The 12,751-nt window shown below is 58.1% G+C and carries 11 protein-coding genes; 9 read left to right on the forward strand and 2 right to left on the reverse strand.

The genetic code is table 11. The annotated features are described in order from the left end of the window. Positions 1-281: 281 nt before the first annotated feature. A complete protein-coding gene (locus tag H9Q10_RS11230) occupies positions 282-857 on the forward strand; it encodes a sugar O-acetyltransferase (RefSeq protein WP_197904068.1) in 576 nt (191 codons plus the stop codon). Positions 858-1,324: 467 nt separating this feature from the next. Here the strand turns inward: H9Q10_RS11230 and msrAB are convergent, their stop codons facing one another. Continuing rightward, on the reverse strand, positions 1,325-2,923 hold the full coding sequence (gene msrAB, locus H9Q10_RS11235) for a bifunctional peptide-methionine (S)-S-oxide reductase MsrA/peptide-methionine (R)-S-oxide reductase MsrB (protein WP_238480196.1): 1,599 nt from the start codon (positions 2,921-2,923) through the stop codon (positions 1,325-1,327). Positions 2,924-3,353: 430 nt separating this feature from the next. Here msrAB and H9Q10_RS11240 point away from each other — a divergent pair, with 430 nt between their 5' ends. The 3 genes from H9Q10_RS11240 to lipA all read left to right on the forward strand — a co-directional run bounded on the left by H9Q10_RS11240 (position 3,354) and on the right by lipA (position 5,464). After that, positions 3,354-3,626 (forward strand): HP0495 family protein, encoded by a 273-nt coding sequence (locus H9Q10_RS11240; protein ID WP_197904069.1) that lies wholly within the window; start codon positions 3,354-3,356, stop codon positions 3,624-3,626. Then, positions 3,626-4,258: a lipoyl(octanoyl) transferase LipB gene (lipB, locus tag H9Q10_RS11245; RefSeq protein ID WP_197904099.1), complete on the forward strand. Its 633-nt coding sequence runs from the start codon at positions 3,626-3,628 to the stop codon at positions 4,256-4,258. Before H9Q10_RS11240 ends, lipB begins: the two co-directional genes overlap by 1 nt. 207 nt (positions 4,259-4,465) lie before the next feature. Then, the gene (gene lipA, locus H9Q10_RS11250; RefSeq protein WP_197904070.1) at positions 4,466-5,464 is read left to right on the forward strand and encodes a lipoyl synthase; all 999 of its coding nucleotides are present in this window, start codon (positions 4,466-4,468) and stop codon (positions 5,462-5,464) included. Positions 5,465-5,567: 103 nt separating this feature from the next. On the opposite strand, the gene H9Q10_RS11255 is transcribed toward lipA, so the two are convergent. After that, positions 5,568-7,601, reverse strand: a complete 2,034-nt coding sequence (locus tag H9Q10_RS11255) for a M3 family metallopeptidase (RefSeq protein ID WP_197904071.1) — start codon at positions 7,599-7,601, stop codon at positions 5,568-5,570. A 269-nt stretch (positions 7,602-7,870) separates the two neighbouring features. On the opposite strand from H9Q10_RS11255, the gene H9Q10_RS11260 reads away from it, so the two are divergent. The 5 genes from H9Q10_RS11260 to H9Q10_RS11280 all read left to right on the forward strand — a co-directional run bounded on the left by H9Q10_RS11260 (position 7,871) and on the right by H9Q10_RS11280 (position 12,581). Further along, entirely contained in the window at positions 7,871-8,413 is a 543-nt protein-coding gene (locus tag H9Q10_RS11260) for a gamma carbonic anhydrase family protein (protein WP_197904072.1), read from the forward strand. A gap of 231 nt (positions 8,414-8,644) precedes the next feature. After that, complete coding sequence (petA, locus tag H9Q10_RS11265; protein ID WP_197904073.1) at positions 8,645-9,238, forward strand: ubiquinol-cytochrome c reductase iron-sulfur subunit; 594 nt, start codon at positions 8,645-8,647, stop codon at positions 9,236-9,238. Between the two features lie 16 nt (positions 9,239-9,254). Beyond that, positions 9,255-10,847 (forward strand): cytochrome b, encoded by a 1,593-nt coding sequence (locus H9Q10_RS11270; RefSeq protein ID WP_197904074.1) that lies wholly within the window; start codon positions 9,255-9,257, stop codon positions 10,845-10,847. Between the two features lie 13 nt (positions 10,848-10,860). Next, complete coding sequence (locus tag H9Q10_RS11275; RefSeq protein WP_197904075.1) at positions 10,861-11,643, forward strand: cytochrome c1; 783 nt, start codon at positions 10,861-10,863, stop codon at positions 11,641-11,643. 182 nt (positions 11,644-11,825) lie between these two features. Next, a complete protein-coding gene (locus tag H9Q10_RS11280; protein ID WP_197904076.1) occupies positions 11,826-12,581 on the forward strand; it encodes a hypothetical protein in 756 nt (251 codons plus the stop codon). Positions 12,582-12,751 lie beyond the last annotated feature (170 nt).

Raw genomic sequence — 12,751 nt, forward strand, 5'->3', positions numbered from 1 at the left:
TACAGGGGCTACCTGAAAAGCTAAGCTTCCCCACGGCCAAAGCGGATGAAAAGCATGTTTGCCGCAGGATCAAAATATAGTGGATTAACAAAAATCAGGACAAGGCGACGAAGCCGTAGACAGTACAGATAGTACGGCAAGGCGAGGCAACGCTGTACTGGTTTAAATTTAATTCACTATACTTTATGGGATTTTCAGGTAGCCTTTAACTGCTTTCCCATTCATGCGGCGAGGGTATAATCAGGAAGCCTTATCAACGGATATAACGGAAGGAGCCGGCAATGGCGATGAGCGAACTGGAAAAGCTGAGGGCGGGGCTGCCGTATGATTTTACCGATGTGGAAGTGAACGCATTAAAACTGGATGCGGTGCTGGCCTGCCAGAAGCTGAACGGAATCAGCGTATTGGATCAGGAAAAACGCGAGGAGGCAATCCGCGGACTGCTCGGCTCGGCGGGCGTGTCGCCGAACATCCTGCCCGTGTTCAACTGCGACAACGGCAAGAATATCCATGTTGGCGACCACTTCCTGATGAATTACAACGGCACCATCCTCGATATCGAACGCGTTACCATCGGCGATTATGTGATGATCGGGCCGAACACGCTGATCACCACGGTGGGGCATCCGCTGTCGCCCAAAGGCCGGCGCGCCAAGCTCGGCATCGCGCAGCCGGTGGTGATTGGCAGCGATGTGTGGATTGGCGGCAACGTGACCATCCTGCCGGGCATCACCATAGGCAGCAATGTGGTGATCGCCGCCGGCGCGGTGGTGAACAGAGATGTGCCCGACAACTGCGTGGTGGGCGGGATTCCCGCCCGGGTGTTGAAGGAGATTGAAAACGATTTGGCGGGCTAGCCCCGCTGTGCTTCACGCTGCTTGGCCGGCCGCTGCAACCGGCTGGTTTCCGTGATGTTTTCAGGTAGCCTGCTGTTTCTTGGCGGCTACCTGAAAATTTTGCGGCTTGGCTGTGCCGGGAATTTCCTGCTGAAATGTTGCTGCGGTTATTTGGGCTTTTTTGGCGTTTACGGTTTTCAGGTAGCCCTATGTCTGAAAGAAGCTGCCTGAAAGGTTGGCAGGCAGGAGCAAGTGCCGATTGGGGCGGGTGGCCATGCGCTGCTGCCGGGAGACTGCGGGATGGCTTGGCAGATAAGCTTGGGTAGGCAAAAAAAGAGGCAGGCGGGGTGCCTGCCTTTGCAGAGGTCTGCGCAAGTTGGGTTTCTCTCTATTTCTGCTTTGTGATGGTGTTTGTGGCCGGCCTAAGCGGCCTGTTGGCGGAAGGCTGCCTGAATTTTTCAGGTAGCCTTTTCCATGCTGTATGGTGTTTAGTGCAAATCTTTCAAATAGCTGCCGTAGCCTTGCTGCTGCATTTGGGCTTCGGGGATAAAACGCAGGCTGGCGCCGTTGATGCAGTAGCGCAGGCCGCCGCGGTCTTTGGGGCCGTCGGGAAAGACGTGGCCGAGATGGGAGCCGGCGGCGCTGCTGCGCACTTCGGTGCGGTGCATGTGATAGCTGTAGTCGTCGTGCTCGGTAACGGCGGCGGGGGCGATGGGGCGGGTGAAGCTGGGCCAGCCGCAGTGGGATTGGTATTTGTCGCGGCTGCTGAACAGTGGCTGGCCGCTCACGATGTCGACATACAGGCCGGGCTCGAAGAGGTGGTCATACTGGTGGCTGAAGGCGCGTTCGGTGTCGCCTTGCTGGGTGACGCGGTATTGCTCGTCGGTGAGGGTGCGGCGCAGGGTGGCGTCGTCGGGCTTGCGGTAGGCGGCGGGATCGAAGCCTTTGGCGGGGGCGGGGCTGCTGCTGTCGGCGGGCTCGAGGGGCTGGTCGGCGAGGCGGATGTCGATGTGGCAGTAGCCGTGCGGGTTTTTGGCGAGGTAGTCTTGGTGGTAGGCTTCGGCGGGGTAGAAGTGTTGCAGGGGCTGGGCTTCCACCACGACGGGGCGGTTGTGTTTGCGCTGTTCGGCTTGGAGGGCGGCACGGACGACGGTGGCGTCGGCGGGGTTGGTGTAGTAGATGCCGGTGCGGTATTGGCGGCCGCGGTCGTTGCCCTGTTTGTTGAGTGAGGTGGGGTCGATTACGCGGAAGTAGTAGCGCAGCAGGTCGGGCAGGCTGATGCGCGCGGGGTCATAGTCCACTTTCACGGTTTCGGCGTGGCCGCTGCCGTGGATCACGTCTTCGTAGCTGGGATGGGCGGTGCGGCCGTTGGCGTAGCCGGATACGGCGTCCACCACGCCGGGCAGGCGCTGCATATAGGCTTCCACGCCCCAGAAACAGCCGCCGGCCAGATAGATGGTTTGGGTGTGTGCGGCGCGGGGGCTGCCTTGGGCATCGGTGTAGTGCGGCTGCACGGTCGCGGCGGCGAGGTCGGCATCGGGGTTGTCAAGCAGGGCGAGGGCTTGCTCGCGCGGCAGGCTGCCTTTGTGCACTCGCAGGATTTGCCCGTTGGCGGAGAGCAGCACCCAGCTGGGATACACGCCCACGCCGGCGGTCTTGGCCAGTGTGCCGTCGTCGATGGCTACCTGAAAACCGGGGTAGTCGAGCTTGGCAAGCCATTCTTTGAATTCGGCTTCCGGCTTTTCGCCGAGGAAGCCGGGCGAGGCGACGGTGATCAGGTTGGCGCGGGCGTGCTCGCCGGAAAATTCGGCAGATTGCTGCCATTCGGCGGTGCTTTGCAGCTCGCTCAGGCACAGCGGACACCAGCTGGCCCAGAATTTCACCAGGGTGGGGCGGCCGGGCCGGAGCAGGGTGCGCACGGGCGTGCCGCTCGGGGTGTGCAGGGTGGAGAGGCGGGCGGCGAAGGTGGTGTCGGGCATGGTTTGGGCTCCGTGTTTGGGTTGGGCGATGATCTTGGGCGCCATTAGGCCGATGATGAGGGCGGCGGGAATGGCGGCGGAAAGGAAGAGTAGCATTTTTTTCAACATGGCGTGTTTCTAGGAGTTGGCTGATGCAGCGATAACCCTTAGACGGTGCAGGCGGCGTTTTTCTGGCAGGCGCGGGCAGGAAAGCATTCAAGCGATTGTGAATAAGGGGATTATTCTGCACGCGGCGGGGCAGGCAGGCTACCTGAAAATGTGAACGGCAGCGAAATGAACAGATCGGCGGCAGCGCGGCCCGGTATTTCCCCGCTTTTGTTTTCAGGTAGCCTCTGGTGCGTAGGGGATGCGGCTTGAGGCTACCTGAAAAATGGTTTTCACCCTGTGCCAAACAGCGCGATAACCCGCCTAAAAATACGGGTATCCGCGCCAGCCGCCGGCCGTGCCGCGTGTGTTCAAGCCGGGTGTTTTCCAGTAAAATGCCAGCCTGACTGTATCGGACTGCCGCCGCACGCCGGCAGCCGTTTGGAGAAGATAAATGAGCGATAGCAAACCCGAAACCCTGTTGGCATTCCCCTGCCGTTTTTCCGTGAAAGTGATGGGCGAAAAACATCCTGAATTCGCCGCCAAAGTGCTTGAAACCGTGCAGCAGCACGCGCCGGACACTGCCGAACACGATTTGCAGCACCGCGAAAGCAGCAAGGGCAACTATCAGGGCGTTACCGTTACCCTGAATGCCGAAAACAAAGAGCAGCTTGATAATATCTATCGCGCACTCACCTCCCACCCGATGGTGAAAGTGGTGCTGTGATGAAAGTCGTTCAGCTCGGCTTGGCGGAATACAGCCCGATTTTCCACGCCATGGAAGCCTTCACCGACGCCCGCAGTGAGCGCACCGAAGACGAGCTCTGGGTGGTGCAGCATCCGCCCGTGTTCACGCAGGGCATGGCCGGGAAGGCCGAGCACCTCTTGGTGCACAGCAGCATCCCCGTGGTGCAGATCGACCGCGGCGGCCAAATCACCTACCACGGCCCCGGCCAGCTGGTGGTGTACACCCTCATCGACTTCAAGCGCCGCAAAATCAGCGTGCGCGATTTGGTGAGCCGCCTGGAAAACAGCATCATCGCCACCCTGGCCGAATACGGCATCGCCGCCGCCGCCGACCCGAAACGCCCCGGCGTGTATGTGGGCGGCAAAAAAATCGCCTCGCTCGGCCTGCGCATCAAACGCGGCGCCGTGTATCACGGCCTGGCGCTCAATGTGAACATGGATTTGAGCCCCTTCCACCAAATCAACCCCTGCGGCTATGCCGGGCTGGAAATGACCCAAATCGCCGACTTCGTGCAGCCCGCCCCGAGCGTGGACGACGTGGCCGCCAAGCTGACCGCTCATTTGCAGCAGCAGCTGAGGCTACCTGAAAACGATGTTTCCGCAGGAAGCTGAGTTTCTGCGAAGCTAAAACAATGCCTTGTAAAGCAAGGCTGAGTTTCAACAAAGCTGAAACAGGGCTGCGGCTTCAAGGCAGGGGAAACGGAAAACGGGTTTCTGCGAAACTCAAGCAAGGAAAATACAATTTCAGGTAGCCTCATCACAGCCAGCTAGGCTACCTGAAACCCGCACATCACACCAAAACACAGCAAAGGTACCCACATGACCACCGAAAACATCACCAAGCAAGACAACGCCCGCGGCGTGAAACACAAAGGCGCCGCCAAAGTCGCCCGCATCCCGATTAAAGTCGTGCCGCTCGAACAGAAGCTGAAAAAGCCCGACTGGATCCGCGCCCCGCTGCCAACCGGCAAGAAATTTTTCGAAATCAAAAACATCCTGCGCGACCAAAAAATGCACACCGTGTGCGAAGAAGCTTCCTGCCCCAATATCGGCGAATGCTTCAGCCGCGGCACCGCCACCTTCATGATCATGGGCGACATCTGCACCCGCCGCTGCCCCTTCTGCGACGTCGGCCACGGCCGCCCCAACGCGCTCGATGCCGAAGAGCCGCAACACCTCGCCTCCAGCGTCGCCGCTATGAACCTGCGCTACGTCGTCATCACCTCGGTAGACCGCGACGACCTGCGCGACGGCGGCGCCCAGCACTTTGCCGACTGCATCACCGCCATCCGCGAACGCAGCCCACACACCAAAATCGAAATCCTCGTGCCCGACTTCCGCGGCCGCCTCGACATCGCGCTCGACATCCTCGCCCAAACCCCGCCCGACGTGATGAACCACAACCTCGAAACCCATCCACGCCTGTATAAACAAGCCCGCCCCGGCGCCAACTACCAGCATTCGCTCGAGCTTCTGCGCCGCTACAAAGAAATGATGCCCCACATCCCCACCAAATCCGGCATCATGGTCGGCCTCGGCGAAACCGACGACGAAGTGCGCGAAATCATGCGCGACATGCGCGCCAACAACATCGAAATGATCACTGTCGGCCAATACCTCCAGCCCAGCAACAGCCACCTGCCCGTGTTGCGCTACGTTACCCCCGACATGTTCAAACAGTTCGAGCGCGAAGCCTACGCCATGGGCTTTACCAACGCCGCCATCGGTGCCATGGTCCGCTCCAGCTACCACGCCGACGCCCAAGCCGCCGAAGCCATGCAGTCTCATCACAGCGGCGGTTGCCATCACGGGCATTGAGGCTGCCTGAAAAAAGGCTACCTGAAAATTTAGCTGCGCAGAAATTCGCGAAGCTCGTTTTCAGGTAGCCTTTTCTTTGTTTGAATACTATTCAAATCAAAGTCTAAGCCGCTTCTGTATCAAACCCGCTGTGCCGCAGCAGGGCATCGATGCTGGGCGCACGGCCGCGGAAGGCGCGGAAGGATTCGGCTGCGCTGCGCGAGCCGCCCACGGCGAGGATTTCTTGCCAGAAGCGGCGGCCGCATTCGCCCACGTCGCCGCTTTCTTCAAACGCGGCGTAGGCATCCGCGCTGAGCACTTCGGCCCAGGCGTAGCTGTAGTAGCCGGCCGAATAGCCGCCGGCGAAGATGTGGCCGAAGCTGTTGGCAAAGCGGTTGTATTCGGGCGGCTGCACCACGGCCACTTCGCGGCGCACATCGTCGAGCACCTGCGCCCAGCCGGCCAGGCGTGCGGGATCGGTTTCGCTGTAAATCAGCATGTCGAAGAGGGCGAATTCCATTTGGCGCACGAGGAACATGCCGCGCTGGAAGTTTTTGGCGGCCAGCATTTTGCGGAACAATTCCTGCGGCAGCGGCGCGCCGTCGTCTTCATGGGCAGACATGTCGCGCAGCACATCGTATTCCCACACGAAGTTTTCCATAAACTGGCTGGGCAGCTCCACGGCATCCCATTCCACGCCGTTGATGCCGGATACGCCGAGCTCGTCCACTTGGGTGAGCAGGTGGTGCAGGCCGTGGCCGGTTTCGTGGAAGAGGGTGAGGATTTCGTCGTGGCTCAAGCGGGCTTCTTTGCCGCCTGAGGGCGGGGTGAAGTTGCATACGAGGTAGGCGGTGGGCAGCTGGATTTGGCCGCCGGGCAGGCGGCGGCGGCCTTTGTAGTCGTTCATCCAGGCGCCGCCGCGTTTGCCTTCGCGGGCATACAAATCCATGTACACGCCGCCGATGGGCGCGCCGCTTTGCGAGAGCTCGAAATAGCGCACGTCGGGGTGCCACACGGGCACGGTTTGCTCGGCGAAGTCGATGCCGTAGAGCCGTTTGATTTGGGCAAACAGGCCGGCCAGCACTTTACCTACGGGGAAGTATTTTTTTACTTCGGTTTCGGAGAAGGCGTATTCGGCCTGGCGCAGTTTTTCGGAGGCGTAGGCCAAATCCCAGGGTTGGGGTTCGGGGATGGACAGTTTGTCGCGGGCGAAGGCCTGCACGGTGGCCAGGTCTTTTTCGGCGAAGGGTTTGGCACGGCGGGCCAGGTCGTGCAGGAAATCGAGCACCTGTGCGGGTGAATCGGCCATTTTGGCCACTAAGGAAAGCTCGGCGTAGTTGGCGTAGCCCAGCAGTTTGGCTTCTTGCAGGGTGATTTCAAGGCGGCGGGTAATGTTGGCGCTGTTGTCGAATTTGCCTTCATCGGAAAGTTCGCTGGCGCGGGTGACGTAGGCGCGGTACACCTGTTCGCGCAGTTCGCGGTTGTCGGCGTATTGCATTACGGCGAGGTAGTGCGGCATTTGCAGGCCGATTTTATAGCCGCTTTTGCCTTCGGCCTGTGCGGCGGCGGCAAACATGGCCAGTGCGTCTTCAGGCAGGCCGGCGAGGGGCTCGGCGCTGTCAAAATAGAGGGCGAAGGCGTCGGTGGCGTCGAGCACGTTTTGCGAGAATTTGGCGGCGAGTTGGGCGCCTTCGGTTTGCAGGGCGGCGAATTGGGCCTGTTGTTCGGGGGGCAGCTCAGCGCCGCTGAGGACGAAGTCGCGCAGGTCGTGATTGAGCTTGGTTTGCTGGGCGGGGCTGAGGCGGGCGAATTCGGGGGAATTTTTGATGGTTTTGAATCGCTCGTAGAGCTCGATGTCTTGGCCGATTTCGGTGAAGAATACGGTGATTTCGGGCATGAGGTCGTTATACACGGCGCGCAGTTCGGGGGTGTCGGCCACGGAGTTGAGGTGGGAGACGACACCCCAAATGCGGCCGACGCGCTCGGTGATGCTGGTGAGCGGTTCGACGGTGTTGCCCCAGCTGGCGCTGGCTTGGGCTTTGACGGCGGCAATGGCTTGGCGGGCTTCGGCGATGGCGCTTTGCAGGGCGGGTTTGATGTGTTCGGTGCGGATTTGGTCGAATTGCGGCTGGTCGCCGAGGTGGAGCAGGGTGTTCACGGGGTTTCCTCTGTGCGGTTGGATGGATGATGGGGGCAGATAGGGGCGGGGCGGTTTTTCACAAGGGCAGGCTACCTGAAAAGTGCGGCGGGGTTTGAACTTCGTTTTCAGGTAGCCTTGATGGAAGGCAGAGGTTGGCAGTTTGATTGGTCTGTTTCTGCGGGAGTGAGGCTACCTGAAAAATATTGTGAGTGTGCCGGCTATGCCGCTACCCAGTTTTCAGGTAGCCTTCGGGGCTTTGATAAATTGATGAGGGAAAGGAGTGTCTCATGAGCAATATCCGACCTTATTTGGATTTCGTGCCTCAGATTGGGGCGGGGTGTTATATCGACCCGATGTGTGTGGTGATTGGCGATGTGGAGCTGGCGGGGCAGGTGTCGGTGTGGCCGTTTGCCGTGTTGCGCGGGGATGTGAACCGTATCCGCGTGGGGCGGGGCAGCAATATCCAGGATCATGTGATGCTGCACGTGAGCCACAAAACGGCTGACAAGCCGGAGGGTTCGCCGCTGACCATCGGCGAGGATTGTACCATTGGCCACCATGTTACGTTGCACGGCTGCACCATAGGCAACCGCGTGCTGGTGGGCATGGGCAGCATTGTGTTGGATGATGCGGTGATTGAAGACAATGTGATGATTGGGGCGGGCAGCTTGGTGCCGCCGCGCAAACGGCTGGAGAGCGGCTATTTATATGTGGGCTCGCCGGTGAAACAGGTGCGGCGGCTCACGGCGGAGGAGCTGGCTTTCCTGCCGTATTCGGCGGCGCATTATGTGCAAGTGGCGGGAAAACACGCGCAGTTGCCAGGCAAGTGAACGGGCAAGATTGGGCGGCAATAATTTTCAGGTAGCCTGAAAGCCAGGCTTTATTCATGATAAATAGTTGGCGTTCATGCCTTATTTGCCATTATTGCAACAGCCTCTATCAGACAGAACTTTACGTTATTTCAAAAATTGCTTTAAGTGTTGATTTAGATTAAGGTAAAATCGCGCTGCTGCGGAATTTGCAGTATTTCGGTATTTTTACAGTATTAGGATGATTGAGTAATGAATAATCAAGAAATCAATCAGGAGAGGCGGCGCTTTTTGGTGTTGGCCACTGCCGGAGCGGCTGGTGTGGCCGCAGTAGGCGCGGCCACGCCTTTTGTCGCCAGCTTTTTCCCTTCGGAAAAGGCCAAGGCGGCCGGTGCGCCGATTGACATCGACGTGAGCAAAATCGAGGCAGGCCAGCTGATTACGGCAGAATGGCGCGGTAAACCGATTTGGGTACTCAACCGCACGCCTGAGCAGATCAAGGATTTGGCCTCGCTGGACAGCCAGCTGGTCGACCCCAATTCCACAGCGGCAGACCAGCAGCCGGAATACTGCCAAAATCCTCTACGCTCCATCAAAGGCAAAGACAATATTTGGGTGGCCATCGGCATTTGCACCCACTTGGGCTGTTCGCCCACCTTCCGCCCTGATTTGGCTCCGGCCGATTTGGGCGCAAACTGGAAAGGCGGCTTCTTCTGCCCGTGCCACGGCTCCAAGTTCGACTTGGCCGGCCGTGTGTATAAAGGGGTGCCGGCGCCCACCAATCTGGTGATTCCTCCTTATAAATATCTGTCTGAAACCACCATCCGCGTGGGCGAAGACAGCTGATACCGGGGAAAATACAATGACAAACCAAACCAATAATAAAGCCAAAGCATTGCTAGACTGGGTGGACGCGCGCTTCCCCCTGTCTAAAATGATGAAGGAACACGTAACCGAGTATTACGCCCCGAAAAATTTCAATTTCTGGTATTTCTTCGGTTCGCTGGCCTTGCTGGTGCTGGTGATTCAGATCGTCAGCGGCATTTTCCTGACCATGAATTACAAGCCCGACGGCAATCTGAACCAATACCATCTGCCGGCCGCATTCACTGCTGTGGAATACATCATGCGCGACGTATCGGGCGGCTGGATTATCCGCTATATGCACTCCACCGGCGCTTCAATGTTCTTCATCGTGGTGTATCTGCATATGTTCCGCGGCCTGATTTATGGCTCGTTTAAAAAACCGCGCGAACTGGTGTGGGTGTGCGGTGCCCTGATTTTCCTGGCATTGATGGCGGAAGCCTTTATGGGCTACCTGCTGCCTTGGGGGCAGATGTCGTTCTGGGGCGCGCAGGTGATCATCAACCTGTTTGGTGCGATTCCGGTGATCGGCCCGGATTTGTCCACTTGGATCCGTGGCGACTTCAATGTGTCCGATGTGACGTTGAACCGCTTTTTCGCCCTGCATGTGATTGCCGTGCCGCTGGTGCTGGTGGGCTTGGTGGTGGCGCACTTGATTGCGCTGCACGAGGTCGGTTCCAACAACCCCGATGGCGTGGAAATCAAAAAGCTGAAAGATGAAAACGGCATCCCGCTCGATGGCATCCCTTTCCATCCGTATTACACCGTGAAAGATATTTTGGGCGTGGTGGTGTTCCTGATTGTATTCTGCTCCATCATGTTCTTCGCGCCTGAAGGCGGCGGCTACTTCCTGGAAGCGCCGAACTTTGATCCGGCCAACTCGCTGAAAACCCCGGCGCACATCGCACCGGTGTGGTATTTCACCCCGTTCTACGCCATTCTGCGTGCCATTCCTTCTTTCGCCGGCACACAGGTGTGGGGTGTGATCGGCATGGGTGCGGCGGTGGTTTTGATTGCCTTGCTGCCCTGGCTTGACCGCTCGCCGGTAAAATCCGTGCGTTACCGTAACACCACCTTCAAAACCATGCTGGTACTGTTCCTGATTGCCTTTATCGGTTTGGGCATTTTGGGTGCGCAGGTGGCCACGGATTTGAGAACGGAAATTGCCCAATCATTTACGATTTTCTATTTCCTGTTTTTCCTCGGCATGCCGATTTACACCAGCCCGGAGCGTCCGAGCTTGGCCGCGTTTAAGCAGAAGATGAGCGCTCAGCCCTTGGCTGCCTTGTTTGCCGCCGGCTGGGTGGGCGGGGTGTATCTGATTGCCCTCTTGGTGAGCATTTATGACCTGTATCTGCTTGCCCGCCTGTTCTTTGCCGATCCGTTCCAGATTCAAACGCTGATTATCCGCGTGTTCTCCGTGCTGTATATGGCGTTCTTCTTCGTGAGCACGCTGCTGAATACCAAGCTGAATGCGGACAAGGCAGTTCCGGAACGCGTTACCATGAGCACCACGCGCCAGAAGATTATGTTCTTCGTGTATGCTGCAATTGCATTGGTGGGTGCTTATCTGTTTGCTGGCAGTATTTAACGGGAGCGGCAAAATGAAAAAATTATGGAAAAACTGGTTTGCCGCGCTGATTTTGGCTATGCCTTTGAGCAGCTATGCTGCCGGCGGCGGCAATTATGAGCATGTGGACATCGATTTGGGCGATCAAGTGAGCTTGCAGCACGGCGCGCAGATTTTCGCCAACTACTGCCTTTCCTGCCATTCGGCCAGCGGCATGCGCTACAACCGCCTACAGGATTTGGGCTTGAGCGAAGACGAAATTCGCAAAAACCTGATGTTCACCACCGATAAAATCGGCGATGTGATGCATTCTTCGATGAACCCGGAAGACGCCAAGCGCTGGTTTGGCGCCGAGCCGCCGGATCTCACGCTGATTGCCCGTTCGCGCGGTGCCGATTATCTGTATGCCTATCTGCGCGGCTTCTACAAAGATCCGACCCGCCCCACCGGCTGGAACAACCTCGTGTTCGACAAAGTCGGCATGCCGCACCCCTTGTGGGAGCAGCAGGGCGTGCGCGCCGTGGAGCTGGACGATAAAGGCCAGCCCGTGATGGAGAAAGACGAACACGGCAACCTGGTGCCCAAACTGTATTGGGAGTCTACCGGCCTGCACAGCCGCCGTCTGCCCAACGGCACAGTGAGCCAGAAAGAATTCGACCAATACAGCAAAGACTTGGTGGCCTATCTGGTGTACATGGGCGAGCCCGCGCAGTTGCAACGCAAGCAAATCGGCTACGGCGTGCTGCTGTTCCTGTTTGCCGTTTTGCTGCCCTTGGCCTATTTCCTGAAAAAGGAATATTGGAAAGACGTGCACTAAGCCGTACCGCAACTGCAGAACGAGCGCAGGCTGGCAACAGCCTGCGTTTTGTTTGCGCGGCAAAAAGGCTACCTGAAAAATCCGGATGGCATCCAGCTATAATAATTTTCAGGTAGCCGCATATCGGATACCAAACCGCTTAGGCTACCTGAAAAATCCAATCACGCCGAAAGCCAAGCCTGATGCAAAAATTCATCGAAGAAGCCTACCAACTGTTCGCACCCTACCAAGCGCATTTCCCGCTCAACATCTGCACCTGTGAAAGCTGCTCACCGGAAGATGGCCAGCGCGAATTGCTGAGCTACCCGCTGCGCGAGATTCCTGCCGATAACCTTTTCTGCTATCTGAGCAGCGTGCCGTTGGCCAACAAAGCCGCCACCGCGCGCGATATGAAGCACTTTCTGCCGCGCATTTTGCAGGCGCTGGTAAATGATGAAGGTGTGCGCCCCACCGATGAAGGACTGCTGGACAAGCTGTGCTGCAACCTACCCGAATGTTGGCCAGAAGCCGAAATCCGCTGGCTGCACTGCTTTGCCGCCGCTTGGTTTGCCGAACAAATCGCAGCCCCGCGCTATGAGGGCTGCCTCCCCGTATGGCTTACCATGTTTCAATTTGCCAGTTTGGATGTAACTGATGAGCTGCTTACCTTGTGGACGCAATCTGCATCCAAAATCGGCGCATTGCGCGAGTTTGTCCTGTTGTATCTGAAAGTGCCGTATGGCAGTAATGATGCCGATTGGGGGAAGGTTTGCTATCTGCCCGAGCATTTGCCCCAGCGCGAACAGTTTGTCGGCAAGCTTTCGGCCTGGTTTGCCAGCCCGCACACCCGTGCCGTGTTCCGCCAATCTTTTGAGCAGGCCTTGCTCTCGGGTAGGGAAAAGCCGGAGGAAACCCTGCTGTGGGAGCAGTGCTACGATTGGCTGGCCGATGCGCTGTGAAGCAGGAGCATTATTTCTGCCGAACCGGGGATTAAACAGCCATGCGGCGATGTGCTGACTGTTTTTCAGGTAGCCTTTGGCCAATCGGGAAGGCTACCTGAAAAGGGGGAAGGAGGATTTTGCTGCCGGTTTGGCTTGGGTGAGCCAAGCTTTGGGCCGTGCCGTGTTTT

Origin of the sequence: Eikenella glucosivorans (assembly GCF_016025525.2) — a bacterium.
Taxonomy (GTDB): domain Bacteria; phylum Pseudomonadota; class Gammaproteobacteria; order Burkholderiales; family Neisseriaceae; genus Eikenella; species Eikenella glucosivorans.

What these genes read in the sequence shown, in the direction of transcription:
- H9Q10_RS11230 (WP_197904068.1), top strand. Translation starts at nt 282, where the DNA reads ATGGCGATGAGCGAACTGGAAAAGCTGAGGGCGGGGCTGCCGTATGAT.
- petA (WP_197904073.1), top strand. Translation starts at nt 8,645, where the DNA reads ATGAATAATCAAGAAATCAATCAGGAGAGGCGGCGCTTTTTGGTGTTG.
- msrAB (WP_238480196.1), bottom strand. Translation starts at nt 2,923, where the DNA reads ATGTTGAAAAAAATGCTACTCTTCCTTTCCGCCGCCATTCCCGCCGCC.
- lipA (WP_197904070.1), top strand. Translation starts at nt 4,466, where the DNA reads ATGACCACCGAAAACATCACCAAGCAAGACAACGCCCGCGGCGTGAAA.
- H9Q10_RS11260 (WP_197904072.1), top strand. Translation starts at nt 7,871, where the DNA reads ATGAGCAATATCCGACCTTATTTGGATTTCGTGCCTCAGATTGGGGCG.
- H9Q10_RS11270 (WP_197904074.1), top strand. Translation starts at nt 9,255, where the DNA reads ATGACAAACCAAACCAATAATAAAGCCAAAGCATTGCTAGACTGGGTG.
- lipB (WP_197904099.1), top strand. Translation starts at nt 3,626, where the DNA reads ATGAAAGTCGTTCAGCTCGGCTTGGCGGAATACAGCCCGATTTTCCAC.
- H9Q10_RS11275 (WP_197904075.1), top strand. Translation starts at nt 10,861, where the DNA reads ATGAAAAAATTATGGAAAAACTGGTTTGCCGCGCTGATTTTGGCTATG.
- H9Q10_RS11280 (WP_197904076.1), top strand. Translation starts at nt 11,826, where the DNA reads ATGCAAAAATTCATCGAAGAAGCCTACCAACTGTTCGCACCCTACCAA.
- H9Q10_RS11240 (WP_197904069.1), top strand. Translation starts at nt 3,354, where the DNA reads ATGAGCGATAGCAAACCCGAAACCCTGTTGGCATTCCCCTGCCGTTTT.